This window comes from Allobosea sp. FW305-C-101 (genome assembly GCF_058783685.1).
The window spans coordinates 765,760-784,186 of sequence record NZ_JBYSYT010000002.1 but is presented as its reverse complement, the minus strand read 5'-3'; the positions used below and the strand labels follow the sequence as shown (position 1 = coordinate 784,186).

The following is an 18,427-nucleotide window of genomic DNA, read 5'->3' as shown; positions in this document are numbered from 1 at the left end:
GATCGCCGCTGCGCGGCGCGCTGTAATAACAGTGGAGTCAGTCCGCGAGCAGGGCGCGGGCGGTGTCCTCGTCCGTGACGAGGCCGTTGATGATCTTGCCGGTCAGGGCAGCGCGCAGCGGCAAGACCTTGGCCAGGCCCTGGCCGATGCAGATGCGCAGGCGCGTGCTGCCCGGTTCCGGCGGCACGCTGGTCACGCGCAGGTTGGTGCCGCGATCGAGGAAGCGGCCTTCGGCATCGAAGACCCAGCCGGTCACCTCGCCGACGGCGCCGTGGCGGACCATGTCGAGCAATTCGCTGCGATTCATGAAGCCGTCGCGATAGAGCACGGCGTCCTCGCCGATCTGGCTGATGCCCATGACCCAGAGATCGGCCTCGCCGGCGATGGCGCGGATGCGCCGGATCGACTCGATCTCGACGAGCTGGGCGCGCTCCTCCGGGCTCGAGACATAGAGCGGCAGCGGCATCGGGAAATGCTGCGCCTTGGTGATTTCGGCGAGCTTCACCAGCGTGTCGAACGGGCTGGCCGAGCCGTCCGGCGAGATCGTGCCGACCAGCGAAACCAGCCGGTGCAATGGGCAGGACATCGAGGGCACGCGCTCGATGCTGGCGCGCATCGAGCGGCCGGTGCCGAGCGCCATGACCAGCGATTTCCGCGAGCGCAGCCAGCGCTCGATCAGCACGCCGCCGAGCGCGGCGACGCCGGCTACGCCTGTGTCTGGCGAGCCGTCGGAGGGGGCGACATCGCAATGCAGCAGTTCGAAACGGTCGCGCAGCCGGGCCGCGAGATCCATGCAGGTGCTGATCGGATGGTTCATCCTGAAGCTGATCAGGCCCTCGCTGCGGCAGAGCGAGACGAGGCGCTGGGCCGCCGGGCGCGAGATGTTCAGGATCTGCGCGATATCGTCCTGCGTGCGCCCGGCGATGTAATAGAGCCAACCGGCCCGGGCGGCGTCGTCGAGGCGGGTGCTATCGTTCTCGGCCATCGCGATCTCAGTGGGGCGCCGGTGCGAGCGCAAGCTCTCGCCAGGATTCGAAAAGCCGATCGGCTCCGGCCGCCATAAGTGCCTGACGCTGGTCGAGCACGGCGAAATGGCTGCCTGCGGCGAGGCCATAGGCCGTCATGCCCGCTGCTTTCGCCGCGGTCACGCCGCTGACGCTGTCCTCGATGACCAGGCAGCGTTCGGGCGGGACGCCGCGCTCGCTTGCGGCCAGCAGGAAGAGATCGGGCGCCGGCTTGCCGCGCTTCACGCGCGTCGTGCTGAAGATCCGGCCTTCGAACAGGTCCCAGAGCGCAGTCTTGCGCAGGCAGAACTCGATGCGTTCCTCGTCGCTGGAGGAGGCGACGCAATAATCGCTGGCGAAGGATTCGACGGCCTCGCGGACGCCGTCGACGGGCTGGAGATCGCTCCTGAAAGAAGCGAAGAGTTGGGCGCGCCAGTCCTGCGTGAAGTCGGCCGAGGCCGGGCGACCGGTCATTCTCTCGTAATCCTCGATCACTGCGCTGGCCGGCCGCCCGAGATAGCGGCGCATGACCGTCTCCAGATCATAGCTCTCGTCGAAAGGCGAGAGAATATCGACCAGGGTCTGGCAGCTGATGGTTTCGCTGTCGACGAGCACGCCGTCGCAGTCGAGGATGACGAGGTCGAAGGGCTGGCGCGGAGTGAGCATCGGGCAACAGTCGATTTGAACGAATGCTCACATGAAGAGCATTCGCCCGATCATCTGTCAAACTTCGCCTCGGTCAGCGCAGCGCGCGACTGACCTCCGCAGCGCGGCGCCAGAGGGCATGGCGCTCGGCATAGGCCGCCGCCCTGGCGGGGTGCGGCATGAAGATATCGGCCTCGCCGGATGGCGGCGTGCAGACCGCCTCCGGGCTTTCGCCGGTGCAGGCGAGCCGGGCGAGACGTGCGGCGCCGAAGGCCGCGCCGGCCTCGGCTTGGCGGTAGCGTGTCAGCGGCAGGTTCAAGACGTCGGCGAGGATCGCGAGCCATGCATCCGAGCGCGCCCCACCGCCGATGGCCATGGCCTCGCCGATCGGCGATGTCCCGGCTTCAAGCGCTTCCTTGCCGTCCCGGAAGGCGAAGGCGACGCCTTCCAGCACGGCCTGGGTCATCGCCTTGCGGTCCGTATCGTGGCCGAGACCGTGGAAGCCGGCGCGCAATTGCGGGTCGTTATGCGGCGTGCGCTCGCCGGAGAGATAGGGCGTGAAGAGCACAGGCGAGGGGCGGTCGATCTGCCCGCCGAGCTCGCCGAGCAGCGCCGCTTCGGATTGCCCGGCGATGGACGACCACCAGCTCAGGCTGGCCGCAGCCGAAAGGTGCACCGACATCTGGTGCCAGCGACCGGGCAGGGCGTGGCAGAAGGCATGCACGGCGCTGTCGGCGCGCGGCTCGAAGCCAGCCGTCGTGCGCCACAGGACGCCGGAGGTGCCGAGCGACAGGAAGCTGCTGCCGGGGCCGACCGCGCCCAGCCCGACCGCTCCGGCCGCATTGTCGCCCGCGCCGCCAGCAAAGAGCGGCAGGGCGTCGAAGCCGAGTTCACGGGCGAGTTCGGGGCGCATGCGCCCGGCAGCCTGCGAGCCTTCGACAAGGGTGGGCATGTGGCTGCGACCCAGTCCTGTCTCGGCCAGCATCCGGTCGGACCAGTCGCGGCGGCCGGTATCGAGCCAGAGCGTGCCGGACGCATCGGACATCTCCTCGATCGCCTCACCGGTGAGGACGAGCCGGAGATAGGCTTTCGGCAGCAGGACCTTGCGGGTGCGGCGGATGATGTCGGGCTCGTGCTTGCGCACCCAGAGCAGCTTGGGCGCGGTGAAGCCGGGCATGGCGATGTTGCCGGTGATCGTGCGCGAAGCCGGTTCGCCGGCTTCGATCTCGGCGCATTCGGCTGCGGCGCGGCCATCGTTCCAGAGGATGCAGGGGCGCAGCGGCTCGTCGCGCGCGTCCAGCAGCACCGCGCCGTGCATCTGTCCGGAGAGGCCGATTCCGGCGCAGCGCCGGAAAGCTTCCGGGGCGGTATCCTTCAAGCTGCGCAGGACTGCCATCGTGGCGGTGACCCAGTCTGCCGGTGCCTGCTCCGACCAGAGCGGGGCAGGGCGCGTGACCGTGAGTTCCCGTGCCGCGGCGGCGAGCACGCGCTGCTCGTCATCGACGAGCACGGCCTTGACCGAGGAGGTTCCGAGATCAATGCCGATGAAGCTCACATCAGCTCCTGCTTGCGGTTTCAGCGGCGATCTTCGGGCAGGCCGCCCGGATAGATCATGCTCTTGACCATGCCGACCTCGTTATCGGCATGGCGGCGGAAGGCGGCCGGTCCGTCAGCGAGCGGGAAGCGGTGGCTCACGACCGCCTCGACATCGACTTTGCCTTGCGCCACCAACTCGATCGCGCGCGGGTAGACATGGCCCATCCGGCGCGAGAACTTGATGTTCAGCCCGCGACGGCGGGCTTCCGCGGCCGGGATCACATAGCTGTCGCCGTCGGGGATACCGACCAGCACGACGCGCCCGCCGATGCGGGCGGCGCGGATCGCGTCACGGAATCCCTCGGGGGCATTGGTCGCCTCGATCACCAGAGGCAGGCCCTCGCCCTTCGTCCATTCGGCGATGTCGGCGACGCTGGTGCCGGCCTTGCTGGCGCCCAGCCTGAGAGCCAGTTCGCGGCGATGCGGCTGCGGATCGCAGGCGAGAACCTCACCGACGCCGGCCGTGCGCAGCACTTGCAGGATCAGGAGGCCGATCGGGCCGCAGCCGATCAGCGCCACGCGCTCCAGCAGACGCGGCTTGGCGAGGTCGACGGCATGGATCGCGACGCCGAGCGGTTCGAGCATCACCGCATCGCTCGGCGAGAAGTCTTGGGGCACCGCGACGATCTGCGATTTCGGCACCCAGATGCGCTCGGTCATGGCCCCGTCATGCGGGGGCGCGCCGATGAACACGACCTCGGGGCAGAGATTGGGATGTCCGCTGCGGCAATGCTCGCACTGGCCGCAGGCCTGGTTGGGATCGACCGCGACGAGGGCGCCGCGCCCCAGGCCAAGTTCCGGCAGATCCTCGGTCAGCCAGCCGCTGAATTCGTGGCCGGGCACGAAAGGCGCCGCGATCACGGCCGAGCCGATGCCGCCATCCTTGTAATAGTGCAGGTCGCTGCCGCAGAGGCCGACGGCAGCGACATCGAGCAGGGTCTCGCCCGCCGCACCCTCGCGAAGATTGAACGGCGCGACGCGCGCATCGCCGGCGGCGTGAAGGAAGACGGCTCGGGACATGGCGATCGAAACTCCCCTGGCGAACAGGACGCAAGCAAACCTGCCTGTCGCCGAAATTGACTTTATCGAGTGCTTTCAAGGCATCGCGGCTAGAGGTCCGTGCTTTGCGGCAGGATCACGAGGTCGCGGATGGTGACGTTGCGCGGGCGGGTCAGCATGAAATGCACGGCCTCCGCCACCTCCTCCGCCTCGATCAGGCCGCCGCGGGCGCGCTCGGCATCGAGCTTCTCCTGTGGCCAGTCGGCGATCAGGGCGGTGACGACAGGGCCGGGCAGGACGGCGCCGACGCGCAGCCCATGCGGGATGACCTGCCGGCGCAAGGTGTGGACGAAGGCCTGCACTGCATGTTTCGAGGCGGTGTAGACCGGCTCCCAGACCACGGGAACGACGCCGGCGACCGAACTGGTGACGAGGATGTCGCCGGTCTTTCTGTTGATCATGTGCGGCAGCACAGCGTGGATGCTGCGGAAGACGGCGTTGATATTGAGGTTCAGCATCCGGTCCCAGGCGTCGGGATCGCCCTCGCTGACGGGGCCGCCGACATAGGAGCCGGCATTGGCGTGGAAGATGTCGAGCGGGCCGGTCTTGTCGAGGATCGCAGGCAGCATGCCGGCGACGGAGGCCGGGTCGGTCAGGTCGACGACGAGCGGGATGGCCTCGGCGCCGAGCGGCGCGCAGGCCTGCGCAAGGGCATCGCCGTCGCGGTCGATCAGGACGACACGAGACCCGGCCGCGAGCAGGCGCTTCGCGCAGGCGAGGCCTATCCCCGAAGCGGCGCCAGTGATCGCGGCGGTCTTTCCGGTGAGGTTCTGCGTCACGTTGCGGTCTCCGGTGAGGCCTGAATCCGGGCGGGCTGCATGAGGTTGCGGGCCGTACGGGCTGCGGCCTGCAGCGCCTCGAAAGCGGCGAGGCGGCCCGCGTGCAGTTCGGCGATGTCGCCAACAGCGGGCATGAAGACGGTGGCGCCCGGCGCCATTCCGGTCATGGCCGCGCCGAGGCCGGAAAAGGCATGCGCGGCGGTTGCAGCAAGCATGGCCGAGCCGAGCAGGACGGGATCGACGTCATCGGGGGCCAGCAGCGGCAGACCGGCGCAATCCGCCAGCACTTGCCGGATCAGGGGATGGCGGCCAGCGCCGCCGCTGAGCACGATCGCCTCGATCGTGGCGCCCTTCGCGCGGCTGGCCTCGATCATCTGGCGCAGGCCGTAGCCGATCCCGGTGAGGCCGGCGACGTAAAGCGAAACGAGATTGTCGAGATCGCGCGCCATGCCGAGCCCGGCGATCACGGCGCGCGCTTGCGGATCGGCATGGGGCGAGCGATTGCCGAGGAAATCGGGCACGACGATGATCTCGCCGGCGAGGCGGGCTGCGTCCGAAGGTGTGGCAGGATTCCGGGCCGCTTGTGCCGCGAGCCAATCGGGCAGCGAGAGACCCTCCGTTTCGGCAAGACGCTGCGCCTCGGGCGCCGCCGGGTGGAAGCCGATGAGCTGCTCGATGGCGGCGCCGGCGCCGGATTGTCCGCCCTCGCTGAGCCAGAGGCCGGGTGCCATCGCCGAGAAATAGGGACCCCAGATGCCGGGAATGAAGATCGGCTCGGTGCTGCTTGCCATGGTGCAGGCCGAAGTACCGAAGACATAGGCCATGCGGGTCAGCGCGGTGCCGTGCGACGAGCGCAGGCCGACCGAGCCGACGCCGCCGGCATGGGCGTCGATCAGGCCAGCCGCGACGGCGGTGCCGGGATTCAAGCCGAGCTCGGCGGCGGCCTGCTGGGTCAGGCCCTGTCCAAGCGCGGTGCCGCCCGGAACGATCTCCGTGCCAATCCGGGTGAATCCTTCATTGGCGAGATCATCGAGGCTGATCTGCCGGAAATAGCTCGCATCCCAGCGTCCCTCATGAGCGAGATAGGTCCATTTGCAGGTGACCGTGCAGGTCGAGCGTGCGAGCGAGCCGGTCGCACGCCAGGTGAGGAAATCCGGCAGGTCGAGGAATTGCCAAGCGGCGTCATAGGTCGTGCGCAGGTTCTCCTTGAGCCAGAGCAGCTTCGGCGTTTGCATCTCCGGCGAAATCGTGCCGCCGACATAGGCGAGCACGGGATGGCCGGTCGCGTTGATGCGCGCGGTCTGTGCGATGGCACGGTGGTCCATCCAGACGATGATGTCGCGTTTCGTGTCGCAATGCGGCCCGACGGGTAGCGGCACGCCGCCCGGTCCGAGCACGACGAGCGAACAGGTCGCGTCGAAGCCGATGCCGGCGATATCGTCCGGCGCGAGCCCGGCCTCGGCCATCGCCGCGCGTACGCTCGCGCAGACGGCCGCCCAGATATCCGCGCTGGACTGCTCGGCGAGATCGGGGCCGTCGCGATAGAGCGCAATATCGTGTCTGGCCGTCGCGAGCATCTGCCCGGTCCGGTCGAAAATGCCGGCCCGGGCGCTGCCGGTGCCGACATCGATGCCGATGAAATGCCCACTCATCTCAGGCCGCGGCGCGGTTCTGTCGCCAGGCATGAGGGGCGCGCGGTTCGTCGAAGCTGCACATCGTCCTCCAGAGTTTCTTTCCTCCGGGCTCTGCTGGCCCGGTGGCGCGGGCACCTGGGCGCCCGCAGGTTGTCTTCGTCAGTGCACCGCCTTGGGCGAAGCGGCCGGCCTTTCCGGGTTCGGATGAGGATCGGGATCGTGGTCGTTGCTTTCGGCCGCAACGGCGCGGTCGCGCACGGAATCGCGGACCTGCAAGCTTGTCTGCAATACGGAACGGGTGGGTGGCGTCCGGTCGCCGGCCATGCGGGCGCGCAGGCGCAACCATGCTGTCTCGGCGATCTCCGCGATCGGCTGGCGGATCGCGGTGAGGCCGGTCTTGCGGGCGCTCATCCAGGGATAATCGTCGAAGCCGACGACCGAGACGGGATCGGGGATGTCGATCCGCATCCGGGCGAGCGCCGAGAGCGTGCCGAGCGTCGTGACATTGGTCAGTGCGATCACGGCGCTGGGCGGCTGGTGCCGTTCGAGCCAGTGCAGGAAGGTCGCAGTGCCGCGATCCGCGTTGGAGCCGAGTTCGATCACGGTCGGCTCGCGGTCGAGCATGGTCCGGATCAATTCACTGGCGCCGCGGACGCGTTCGCGGATCGGCGAGATGGCGAGGCTGGAGGCGGCGAGGACGATGTCGCGATGGCCTCTGGCGAGGAGATGCCGGGCCGCGATCTCGCCGGCTTCGCGGTTGTCGATCGCGACGGTGTCGACAGCTGAGCCTTCCGGCGGCACGCGATCGGCGAAGACGATCGGCAGGCGGCCGATCTCGCCGCGTAGCGCTTCAGGAACGGTGTCGGAGCAAGGCACAGCGATCAGCCCCGAGGGGCGCCAGGCGAGCAGAGTTCGCAATCGCGATTGTTCCAGCCCGAGATCGTCGCGGGAGCTGGCGACGAGGATGTCGTAGCCATCCTTTTGGGCGAGCACCTCGAGCTGCGAGACGAGCGAGGTGAAGAAAACGTCGTCGAGATCGGGCACGAGCACGCCGACGACGCGGGCCTGGCCCGAGCGGAGTTGCGATGCCGCGCGATCGACCTGATAGGCGAGCTCTTCGGCCGCCTCCAGCACGCGCTCGCGCAATTCGGCATTCACCGGCTTGTTGCCGCTGAAAACGTTCGAGACGGTCGCGATCGATACGCCCGCGCGGGCGGCGACCTCTCGGATCGTGACGCGGGCCGTGACCATTGCCTACCCTGTTAAACGTTTTACAGAAAAACGTTTAACAGGGTAGGTGGAGCGCCGCAAGACGGGTTGGCCGCGGTGGCAGTATCGAGATTCTTCGCTGCGGTTCGCCGCTCGGAGATGGCGGGCGATGTGACCGAGCGAGCGGCCTTCGCCTCAGCCGGTTCGCGTCCAGCGCAGGAAGGCTGACAGCCGCAGCAGGCTGTTGATGATCAGAGCATAGACCACGCCCGTGTCTCCTTGTCGGGAGCCCACGATAGACCGTGGTGCTTTTAGCGTTGTTGACGTGGCGCAAGCTGCTCCGACAAATCCCGCGACCGGATCGCTCCGATGGATTTGAGCATCCGGGGAATATGGAAGCGGGTCAATCGCAGGGACTTTCAAGTTTTCGGGCTCGGGGAGAAGGAATTGCCGGCTCTAGGCGGCATCGGCGGCATTCTCCATTTTCAGGATCTTGAGGCCGATCTGGACCATCAGCATCTCGTCTGCATCGTCGAGATCGATGCCTGCTTCCGACCTGATCTTGTCGAGCCTGTACAGGACCGTCTTGGGGTGGACGTCGAGGCGCCGCGAGGTTTTGAGCGCATTGCCGTTGCAGGCGATATAGGCCTCCAGCGTCTCGACGAGATCGGCGCGCGCCCGTGTTCTGACCGACACAAGCCGCTGCAGCGAGGGCGGGACCATCTCCTGGAGCTCGTGTTGTGGCGCGAGCCGGCAGAGCATGCGGTAGATGCCGAGCTCGTGAAAGGCGACGATCTGCTTCGCGAACCGCGCGCGGATGCCGATATTGAGCGCGTCGAGCGCCTGCCGGTAGCTCCGGGGCAGGCTTTCGATCTCGGCCGCGATCTCACCGATCCCGGCATGCAGGACGGCGCGTTCCTCGCCGCGTGACCAGAGCGCGTTCAGTTCGGCGAAGCGGCGTTCGAGCTGCGTGCGCCATTCGCGGCCCTCGCCGGCTGGCCAGAACAGCACGACATGGCCGCCTCGGACCTGGGCATGGGCGTTGTCGATGAGGTCGGTGAGAAGCTGCGCCAGTCGCTCGAGCTTCTTGCCATCGCCTGGACCGGGAGCGGGCTGCTTCTGGGTGGCCTTGAGCCCGAGCACGGCGACGGCGTGCCTGCGCTTCAGGTCCCACTGGATCAGGCCGGCGCGGCGATGCAACTCGCTGGAGGGCAGGGCGCTGCCGCCGAGCAGATCACCGATCAGATCGAAGCGGAACTGCTTCTCGACCTCGATCACGGCTTGCTGCCTGAGGAAATCCAGCGCCAGCGCGTTGATGGCGCTCTCGATGGCGATGGACTGGACATCCTCCAGCTCACCGTTCAGTTCGAGCACGGTGAGATAGAGCCTGACCTCGTCACCGACGCGGACCGAGAAGACGTAGCGGTTGCAGATGCGGTCGTCGGCCTCGGGGGAGGTGATGGTCTGGATGTAATAGGGCGCGCCCTCCTGATGGCCTTCGGGCGGGGTGAGGCTCACCGAGCTGCCGGTGGTGCCGGCGAGGCATTGCAGCTTCTCGTCATAGAGCCCGACCGGATTGCCGATGAAGGTCTCCAGCGATTTCAGGATGCGGAAGGCGCCCTGGTTCGCCAGCGAGGCGCTGAGGAAATGGTCGCTGATCTCCTTGAAGCGTTCGAGCACGCCGAGCCGCTCACTGAGGAGATGCTCGGAGATGCACAGGACGATCGTCCGGTAGAGCACGTTGCGGGGGATCTCGATGACGGGCAGGCGGTGCCTGCGCGCCGCCTCGACGATCTCCTCCGGGACCTCCTGCACGAAGAGCCCGGTCTTGACGATCAAGGCACTGAGCTTGCGGGCCGCGACCTTCGCGATGAAGGCGTCGAGCGGGCGCAGGCGGTCGAGCGAATAGAAATTGGTAAGGAGGACGTCGCCGGGTTGCACCCAGTCGGTGACATCGGGCGCCTCGATGACATTGACGCCCCGGACGGGGTTGGACAGGCCCTCTTCCCCGCAGATCAGGCGGGCCTGCCTGAACGGCGCGAATTGCAGCAGTTCGGAGATCTTGAGCTGATGGGCCATGGTCCGGGCTCCCAGGGTGGCCCGCGCCTGCCATTCCTGCCGCGCCAGCGACCACTCCGCCATGCCGATCTATGCGTGAATGGCGGGTATCCGCAAGCCAAACCCGGTTAGAATGGTTCGATTTTTGTCCATCCTGGATAAAACAAGGCCGGTCAATTTAGGTGGCCTGGCAATGGTTCGCCTGTCGCCGGCTCACTAGGCTCCCCTCAAAAGAAGATCGTTCGACGGCGGGGATCGCGCAGCTGGAGCGCGCCCGAGAGAATGGGGACAATCGATGGATAGATCGTTTATCTGGCGAAAGGGCGACTGGGGCGGGTATTTCGGCCTGCTGGCCAACAACCTGACCAATCTGCTCACGATGATCGGCCTGCTGCTCTTCGTTGTCGGCTTCCCCAAGGAGATGGTCTACGGCCGGATCGCCCCGGCCTTCGGTCTCGCCGTCTTCGCCGCGAGCCTCTGGTACACCTATTTCGCCTACAAGCTCGTCAAGGAAACCGGCCGCGCCGACGTGACCGCGCTGCCCTCCGGCCCGAGCGCGCCGTCGATCTTCACGGTGACCTTCCTCGTCATCCTGCCGGTTTATCTGCAGACCAAGGATGCTGAGTTCGCGCTGCAGATCGCGCTGGTCTGGTGCTTCGTCGAGGCGATGATCCTGGTCGGCGGCTCCTTCCTGGGCGAGACCATCCGCAAGACGATCCCGCGCACGGTGCTCTTGTCCTGCCTCGCCGGTCTCGGCCTGCTGCTGCTGGCGATGAACCCGATGCTGCAGTCCTTCGAGACGCCAACCGTCGCCTTCGTGGTGCTCGCGCTGATCTTCCTGAACTGGTTCGGCAAGAAGCCGATCTTCCCGAAGGTGCCGACCGGCTTCCTGCTGCTCGCGGCCGGCACGGCGCTGGCCTGGATATTCGGCCTGCAGAGCCCGGCCGAGATCAAGAACTCGCTGTCGACCTTCGGCTTCAACCCGCCGACGCTGCATATCTCCAGCTTCATGCAGGGCCTGCCGCATGCGCTGCCCTATCTCGCCTCGGCCGTGCCGCTCGGCCTCGCCAATTACGTGTTCGACCTCGAGAATATCGAGAGCGCGCATGCCGCCGGCGATCCCTATCCGACGCGCCAGGTGATGATGGCCAACGGCCTGTCCTCCACGCTCGGCGCCTTCTTCGGCAATCCGTTCCCGGTCACCGTCTATATCGGCCATTCCGGCTGGAAATCGATCGGCGCCGGCACCGGCTACACCTTCTTCACCGGCCTGACCATGTTCCTGGTCTCGCTGTTCGGGCTTGGCGCCTTCCTGCTGGCGCTGATCCCGATGGTCGCGGTGGTTCCGATCCTCGTCTATATCGGCATCGTCACGGCCAACCAGGTGGTGCGGGAATCGCCACGCGACGAAGTGCCGGTGATCTTCGTCACGATGTTCCCGTGGATCGCCAACTGGGCGCTGACGCTGACCAATAACACGCTGTCGGCCGCCGGCACCGCCGCCAAGACCGTCGGCGTCGAGGCGCTCGCCAAGAAGGGCGTCTATTATCAGGGCCTGTCCAATCTCGGGAATGGCGCGCCGCTGAGCAGCATGACCTGGGGCTGCATCACGATCTTCGCGATCACCGACAAGCCGATGCGCGGCGCGGTCGCGGCGCTGGTCGGCGGCTTCCTGACGCTGTTCGGCGTTATCCACGCGCCGACCGTCGGCTTCGCTCAGCCGCACGCCATGCCACTGGTCTATGCATACTGCATGATTGCCGGCGTCTTCGTGCTCAAGCACTACCTCAACCTGCGCGAGGTGGATCGCGCGATGCAGACCGGCATCGGCTCGGCCAGCGACATGAAGCCGGCCACCAGCAAGGCATGAGCCTGCGGCGCGGGCCCGCTCGCTCTGCGATTGCCTTTCATGTTCTCCGCGGCGCCCGTCCGGGCGCCGCCCCACCGATCGACAGGAAGACCCGATGAACGCCGCGCCCGCCAACCCGCCCCTGATCGCCGCTGCCGACAAAGGCGACATGGCTACGATCGAGCGCCTCCTCGCCGAGGGTGCCAAGGTGGATGCCAAGGACGAGACCGGGCGCACGGCGCTGATGGCGGCGACCCAGAAGAACAACCTGCCGCTGGCGCGGCGCCTGATCGCGGCCGGCAGCGACGTCAATGCCCGCGACATCACCATGCTCTCGCCCTATCTCTGCGCGGGCGCGAACGGCTTCAACGAGATCCTGAAGCTCGCCATCGCCTCGGGCGCCGATCCGAACAGCGTCAACCGCTTCGGCGGCACGCCGCTGCTGCCGTCGAGCGAGAAGGGCTTTTTGCGCACGGTGCGCGTCTGTCTGGCGGCCGGCATACCGGTGGATCGCGCCAATGATCTCGGCTGGTCGGCCCTGCTCGAAGCCGTGATCCTCGGCGATGGCGGTCGGCTCTATGGCGACGTGGTCGAGGCGCTGGTCGAGGCGGGCGCGGACCCGCATCTCAGGGATCGCGACGGCAAGTCCTCGCTGGAGCATGCGCATGCGCTCGGCCAGGAGCGGGTTCTGAAGATATTCCGCGGCGAAGGCGCCGCATCCGGGCCGGGCGCAGCGGCGATCCGGCAGGCCAAGCAGGCCGAGAAGGCGGAGCGCTACGAGGAGGCGCTCGCCATCGTCGAGGCCGCGCTGGCGCAGCATCCGGGCGATGCCGATCTCGGCTACTACAAGGGCTATTATCTCTACGAGCTCGGGCGCAACGAGGAGGCGATCCGCGTCTTCGAGACGGTGCTCGCCGCGCCCCCCGGGGCGATCGAGTTCCATTTCTACATCGCCTATGCCTGGCGGGCGATGAAGCAGCCGGAAGCCGCGCTCGCGGCCTTCGATGCAGGTATCGCGAAGCAGCCCCAGGCGCTGTTCCTGCGCTATCACAAGTCGAATTACCTACGCGAACTCGGCCGGCACGAGGCTGCCGTCGCGGTGATGGACGAACTGCTCGCGCGCGCTCCCGGCCGCTACGACTTCGCCTTCCACAAGGGCAACAGCCTGCGCTCGCTCGGCCGGCACGAGGAGGCGATCAGCGCGATCGAGATCGCGATCGCGTCCGATCCCGGCAACCCGCTCTATCGCCAGCACAAGGCGCAGTCGCTTCGGCTTCTCGGCCGCGAGGCCGAGGCACAGGCCGAGCTCGCAGCATCAGGCCGGCCTCCGGCCGTCCGCGCCAGCTGAATGCTGGCTGGGCCCGCCCCAATGCGCGCGCATGTCACCATGCAGGCAAGGTCCGGCGACGGCGCCTTCCTGGCACGCGTGAACGGCGCGGCCTTCGCGGGCGTGGTCCACAGCGCCTTCCACCGGGCGGTCAACATCGCCTGCCTGAGCAATGGCGAACTGCACACGCTCGTCACCGGCGATCTCGATGACGGGCCGAATTCGCTGGTCGTCACGGCCGATGATTTCCTCGCGATCGGCATCTGCCAGGGCGACAGCGTCAGGGCCGGAGGCGGCAGCCTCGCCATTGCCGGCAAGGCGATGGTGACCGTCGACGGGGCGGTCGTCTGGCGCACGCCCGTGCCGGAGACGCATTGCGCGACCGGGCTGCTGCGCCGGCGATTGGCGGAAGCCGAGGCGGCGATCTGGCGCAACGGCACGCCCGGCGGCTTCATCGAGGGCATGGCCGATACCGAGATCGCGCGATTGACGACCCGGATGCTGCATGAAGGCGCGGACGGGCTCGCGCTCGCGCTGGGGCGCGGCGACACGGAGGCGGCGCTGGCGCATGCCGGCCGGTTGCTCGGCCTCGGGCCGGGGCTCACGCCTTCGGGCGACGACTTCCTGACCGGGCTGCTCGCGGCCCGCGCGCTCTGCCGTCGGCAGGCCGATCTCGGCAGCGATGCCTTCGCGCACGGCGTGATCAGGCTCGCCAAAAGCGCGACCAACCCGATCGCCTATGCCGCCATCGCCAAGGCGGCGCGCGGCGAGGTTCGCGAGCGCGTCGCGCGCCTCATCATCGCGCTCGGCAGCGCGACAGCGGAGCCCTCATCGCAGGCGCTCGCACAGGTTCTCGCGATCGGCTCCTCATCCGGGACCGAGATCGCTTTCGGCGTCATCCGTGGGCTGGCGTCGCTCATCGACAACGGAGAATGGGATCATGGCCATCAAGACCGCCATTAAGCGGAACACCTATTTCGACTCAGTCTCGCTGATGTCGGTGACCGGGCGGGCCAATGCGGTTGCCGGCGTCGACCAGGCGATGATCGGCATGGGCACCGCCATGAACAAGGAGGTGCTGCAGAATGTCGGCATGCTGACGCCGGAAGCGGCGGAGGCCCAGAGCGGCGACCTGATGATCGTGGTGCGCTCGGCGTCCGACGAGATCGCCGAACAGGCGCTGGTCGAGATCGACGAATTGTTCAAGCAGAAGGGCGGCAACGAGACCGGCCGCAAGATGAACTACGCGACGATCGAGTCGGCCGTCGCCCATGTGCCGGGCGCCAATCTCGCGATCATCGCGGTCGCCGGCGAGTTCGCCAGCCGCGAGGCGCGCCGCGCGCTGGAGAGCGGCCTGCATGTCATGATGTTCAGCGACAACGTCTCGATCGAGGACGAGGTCGCCCTCAAGACGCTCGCCCATGACAAGGGCCTGCTGATGATGGGGCCGGATTGCGGCACCGCCTATATCGGTGGCGTCGGCCTGTGCTTCGCCAACGCCGTGCGCGCCGGCAATATCGGCATCGTCGGCGCCTCCGGCACCGGCAGCCAGGAGGTCGCGGCCCGCATCCACGATTTCGGCGGCGGCATCACCCAGATCATCGGCACCGGCGGGCGCGACCTCAACGAGAAGGTCGGCGGCATCATGATGATCGATGGCATCAATGCGCTTGCCCGCGATCCGGCGACCGAGGTGATCGTGCTGGTCTCCAAGCCCCCGGCTAAGTCGGTGCGGGACAAGGTGCTGGCGGCGGCCGCTTCCTGCGGCAAGCCGGTCGTCGCCTGCCTGCTCGGCGGCTCGGAGGAGGCCGTCACCGAGGCCGGCCTGCAATTCGGCAAGACCACCAAGGAGGCCGCGCTGAAGGCCGTCATCCTGGCTGGCCGGAAGGAGGAGGAGATCAACAAGCGGGCGCTCAACCTGCCTCTGATTGCCGAGACCCGCGCCAAGCTGAAGCCCGAGCAGCGCTATATCCGCGCGCTGCTCTGCGGCGGCACGCTCTGCGAGGAGATGATGCTGATCGCCAAGGAGAGCTACGACAACGTCTACAGCAACATCGCCAAGGACCCGGCGCGCAAGCTGAAGGATGTCTCCACCAGCATCGAGCATACCTTCATCGATTTCGGCGACGACGATTTCACCCGCGGCCGGCCGCACCCGATGATCGACCCGTCCCAGCGCCTCGCGCGGCTGGTGCAGGAGGCGCGCGACCCCTCGGTCGGCGTCATCGTGCTCGATTTCATTCTCGGCTACGGCGCCCATGAGGACCCGGCCGGCGTGATGATCCCCGCCCTCGTCGAGGCCAAGCAGATCGCGGCGGCCGAGGGACGCCATCTCGAGATCCTCGGCTATGTCCTCGGCACGGATCTCGGCAGCCAGTCGCTCGCCGAGCAGACGGCCAAGCTTTCGGAAGTGGGCGTCACCATTGCCAGCAGCTGCACCAATGCCGGCCTGCTGGCGCGCGGTTTCGTCTCCAAGGAGAACTGATCATGTCCAGCATCAACGACCTGTTCAGCAAGGTCAGCGTCATCAATATCGGCCTCGAAATGTTCAAGGACGACATCGAGAAGCAGGGCGGCAGCGCCGTCCATCTCGACTGGCGCCCGCCGGCCGGCGGCAAGCCCGAACTGATCGACGCGCTTGAAGCCCTCGCACGCCCCGAGATCGCGGCGCGCATCGAGAAAGCGAACCAGGAGGCGGTCGAGCGCATCCTGAAGTCGCAGCCCGTGCTGGTCGGCTTCGGCCCGGCGCTCGAGGTCGTGCCCGGCATGACCAAGACCACCATCCTGCATGCCGGCCCGCCGATCACCTGGGAGCGGATGTCCGGCCCGATGAAGGGCGCGGTCACCGGTGCGCTGGTCTTCGAGGGGCTCGCCAAGAACCTGGAGGAGGCGGCCGCGCTCGCGGCCTCCGGTGAGATCACCTTCTCGCCCTGCCACGAGCATAACTGCGTGGGTTCGATGGCCGGCGTGACCTCGGCCTCGATGTTCATGCATATCGTCAAGAACAAGACCTATGGCAACGTCGCCTACACCAATCTCAGCGAGCAGCTCTCCAAGATCCTGCGCATGGGCGCCAATGACGAGACCGTCATCGCCCGGCTGAACTGGATGCGCGACGTGCTCGGCCCGATCCTGCGCGAGGCGATGCAGATCGCCGGCGAAATCGACCTGCGCCTGCTGCTTTCGCAGGCGCTGCACATGGGCGACGAGTGCCATAACCGCAACGTGGCCGGCACGACGATCCTGATCCAGAAGCTCGCGCCCTTCATCCTGGAGACCTCGTTCACGACGGCCCAGAAGCGCGAGGTCTTCGATTTCGTCGCCAGCAGCGACTATTTCTCCGGCCCGACCTGGATGGCGATGTGCAAATGCGCGCTCGACGCTGCCCATGATGTGCCCCACTCGACGATCCTGACGACGATGTGCCGCAACGGCGTCGAGTTCGGCATCCGCATCAGCGGCGTGCCGGGCTTCACCTGGTTCACCGGCCCGGCGCAGAAGGTCATCGGCCCGATGTTCGCCGGCTACAAGCCGGAGGATTCAGGCCTCGATATCGGCGACAGCGCGATCACCGAGACCTATGGCATTGGCGGCTTCGCCATGGCGGCGGCGCCGGCCATCGTGCCGCTCGTCGGTGGCACGGTCGATGAAGCCATCGGCTTTTCCGTCCGCATGGCCGAGATCACCACGGCCGAGAACCCGAACGTCACGGTGCCCCTGCTCAACTTCAAGGGCGTGCCGACCGGCATCGACATGCGCAAGGTGCTGCAGACCGGCATCATGCCCGTCATCAACACCGCCATCGCCCATAAGGAAGCCGGCATCGGCATGATCGGCGCCGGCATCACCTATCCGCCGATGGAGGCTTTCGAGAAGGCTCTGCTGGCCTTCGCACGCCAGGAAGGCGTCGCGGGCTGAAGACTGCCGCGGGCCGCCTCTCGCGGCCCGCGTTCCGCACCAACGAACAATTTCAACATGCGCCGCGACCTGCCGGCCGGCGCGTGGGAGGAGGATTCATGACTTCGATCGACGCCGTTCCGGATCGCCTGATCATCGCCATCGGCGGCAACGCCATCCATCCCGAGGGCATCCGCGGCACCGCCGAGGAGCAGGGGCAGCTTGCGGCCGAGACGGGCGCCGCCCTGCTGCCATTGATGGAGCTCGGCTCGCAATTGATCATCACCCATGGCAATGGCCCGGTCGTCGGCAAGATGCTGCTGCGCCATGCCATTGCCCGCCATCGCGTCGCGCCGATGCCGCTCGACATCTGCGTCGCCCATAGCCAGGGCGGCATCGCCTATCTCCTGACGCAGGCGCTGGAGAACGCGCTGCGCGCCAAGGGCAATCCGCGCGAGGTGACCTGCGTGCTGACGCAGGTCGAGGTCGACCCGAACGACCCGGCCTTCCAGAACCCGTCGAAGCCGATCGGCTATTTCTACACCGAGGAGGAGGCCAAGGCGCTGAGCGCCGAGATGGGCTGGCTGATGAAGGAGGATTCCGGCCGCGGCTGGCGCCATGTCGTGCCTTCGCCGCTGCCGCAGCACATCGTCGATTTCGACCTCGTGCAGGCGCTGGCGGAGAAGGGCGCGGTCGTGATCGCGGGTGGCGGCGGCGGCGTGCCGGTGGTGCGCCAGCCCAACGGCCAGAGCCGTGGCGTCGAGGCGGTGATCGACAAGGACCGCACCACCGCCAAGATGGCGAACCTGCTCGACATCCCGGACATGATCATCCTGACCGCCGTGCCGCGCGTCGCCGTGCATTTCGGCAAGCCGGAGCAGCGCTTCCTCGATCGCGTCAGCCTGTCCGAGATCAAGCGCCTGCATGAAGAGGGGCATTTCCCGCCCGGCAGCATGGGGCCGAAGATCGACGCGGCCGTGCAGTTCATCGAAGGCGGCGGCCGGCGCTGCATCATCGCGCGCATCGAGGATGCGGTCGCGGCGCTCCGCGGCGAGGCCGGCACGCAGATCGTCTCCGACGAGGCCTTCGCGGCGGCGGCCTGAGTTTCTTCGACGCTTGTCGCGTTTCTCGGAACCTCGCCGTCATCCCGGACAAGCTGCGCAGCAGCGCCGATCCGGGACCCATCGTAGAGCTCCGAGCCCTCCGATGGATCCCGGGGCAAGCCCGGGATGACGGTGTGTTTCCGAGGATAACGAACAGCCTCGGGGCAAAAGATATGGAGCGGGCCGCCGGATGACCGGCGGCCCTTTTTCATGCCACCGGCCATCTACCGGTCGGCAAACGAAAACGGCGCCGCGAGCGTGAAGCTC

Annotated in this window: 14 protein-coding genes; 6 read left to right on the top strand and 8 right to left on the bottom strand. The window is 67.3% G+C overall.

Annotation, left to right across the window (positions count from 1 at the left end; genetic code table 11):
- Positions 1 to 37 precede the first annotated feature (37 nt).
- The 8 genes from AC3WMA_RS11230 to AC3WMA_RS11195 form a co-directional block, all read right to left on the bottom strand.
- Positions 38 to 985, bottom strand: a complete 948-nt coding sequence (locus AC3WMA_RS11230; RefSeq protein WP_492285441.1) for a sugar-binding transcriptional regulator — start codon at positions 983 to 985, stop codon at positions 38 to 40.
- 7 nt (positions 986 to 992) lie between these two features.
- A complete protein-coding gene (locus AC3WMA_RS11225; protein ID WP_492285440.1) occupies positions 993 to 1,670 on the bottom strand; it encodes an HAD family hydrolase in 678 nt (225 codons plus the stop codon).
- Positions 1,671 to 1,743: 73 nt separating this feature from the next.
- Positions 1,744 to 3,204 carry a xylulokinase gene (gene xylB / locus AC3WMA_RS11220; protein WP_492285439.1) on the bottom strand — a complete coding sequence of 487 codons (1,461 nt, stop codon included), beginning with the start codon at positions 3,202 to 3,204 and terminating at the stop codon, positions 1,744 to 1,746.
- A gap of 20 nt (positions 3,205 to 3,224) precedes the next feature.
- Positions 3,225 to 4,265 carry a zinc-dependent alcohol dehydrogenase gene (locus AC3WMA_RS11215; protein ID WP_492285438.1) on the bottom strand — a complete coding sequence of 347 codons (1,041 nt, stop codon included), beginning with the start codon at positions 4,263 to 4,265 and terminating at the stop codon, positions 3,225 to 3,227.
- 89 nt (positions 4,266 to 4,354) lie between these two features.
- Positions 4,355 to 5,083, bottom strand: coding sequence for an SDR family oxidoreductase (locus tag AC3WMA_RS11210; RefSeq protein WP_492285437.1), 729 nt, complete (start codon positions 5,081 to 5,083; stop codon positions 4,355 to 4,357).
- Entirely contained in the window at positions 5,080 to 6,735 is a 1,656-nt protein-coding gene (locus AC3WMA_RS11205) for an FGGY-family carbohydrate kinase (RefSeq protein ID WP_492285436.1), read from the bottom strand. Before AC3WMA_RS11205 ends, AC3WMA_RS11210 begins: the two co-directional genes overlap by 4 nt.
- A gap of 141 nt (positions 6,736 to 6,876) precedes the next feature.
- On the bottom strand, positions 6,877 to 7,968 hold the full coding sequence (locus AC3WMA_RS11200) for a LacI family DNA-binding transcriptional regulator (protein ID WP_492285435.1): 1,092 nt from the start codon (positions 7,966 to 7,968) through the stop codon (positions 6,877 to 6,879).
- 414 nt (positions 7,969 to 8,382) lie between these two features.
- Complete coding sequence (locus tag AC3WMA_RS11195; protein ID WP_492285434.1) at positions 8,383 to 10,068, bottom strand: PucR family transcriptional regulator; 1,686 nt, start codon at positions 10,066 to 10,068, stop codon at positions 8,383 to 8,385.
- 211 nt (positions 10,069 to 10,279) lie between these two features.
- On the opposite strand from AC3WMA_RS11195, the gene AC3WMA_RS11190 reads away from it, so the two are divergent.
- The 6 genes from AC3WMA_RS11190 to arcC all read left to right on the top strand — a co-directional run bounded on the left by AC3WMA_RS11190 (position 10,280) and on the right by arcC (position 18,160).
- Positions 10,280 to 11,854 carry a SulP family inorganic anion transporter gene (locus tag AC3WMA_RS11190; protein ID WP_492285433.1) on the top strand — a complete coding sequence of 525 codons (1,575 nt, stop codon included), beginning with the start codon at positions 10,280 to 10,282 and terminating at the stop codon, positions 11,852 to 11,854.
- 94 nt (positions 11,855 to 11,948) lie between these two features.
- Positions 11,949 to 13,181: an ankyrin repeat domain-containing protein gene (locus AC3WMA_RS11185; RefSeq protein WP_492285432.1), complete on the top strand. Its 1,233-nt coding sequence runs from the start codon at positions 11,949 to 11,951 to the stop codon at positions 13,179 to 13,181.
- Between the two features lie 39 nt (positions 13,182 to 13,220).
- On the top strand, positions 13,221 to 14,123 hold the full coding sequence (locus AC3WMA_RS11180) for an oxamate carbamoyltransferase subunit AllH family protein (protein ID WP_492285431.1): 903 nt from the start codon (positions 13,221 to 13,223) through the stop codon (positions 14,121 to 14,123).
- Positions 14,101 to 15,645, top strand: coding sequence for an acyl-CoA synthetase FdrA (fdrA, locus tag AC3WMA_RS11175; protein ID WP_492285430.1), 1,545 nt, complete (start codon positions 14,101 to 14,103; stop codon positions 15,643 to 15,645). The genes AC3WMA_RS11180 and fdrA overlap by 23 nt, the downstream gene beginning before the upstream one ends.
- Before the next feature lie 2 nt (positions 15,646 to 15,647).
- On the top strand, positions 15,648 to 17,078 hold the full coding sequence (locus AC3WMA_RS11170) for a YlbE family protein (RefSeq protein WP_492285429.1): 1,431 nt from the start codon (positions 15,648 to 15,650) through the stop codon (positions 17,076 to 17,078).
- 98 nt (positions 17,079 to 17,176) lie between these two features.
- Positions 17,177 to 18,160, top strand: coding sequence for a carbamate kinase (gene arcC, locus AC3WMA_RS11165; protein WP_492285428.1), 984 nt, complete (start codon positions 17,177 to 17,179; stop codon positions 18,158 to 18,160).
- Positions 18,161 to 18,427 lie beyond the last annotated feature (267 nt).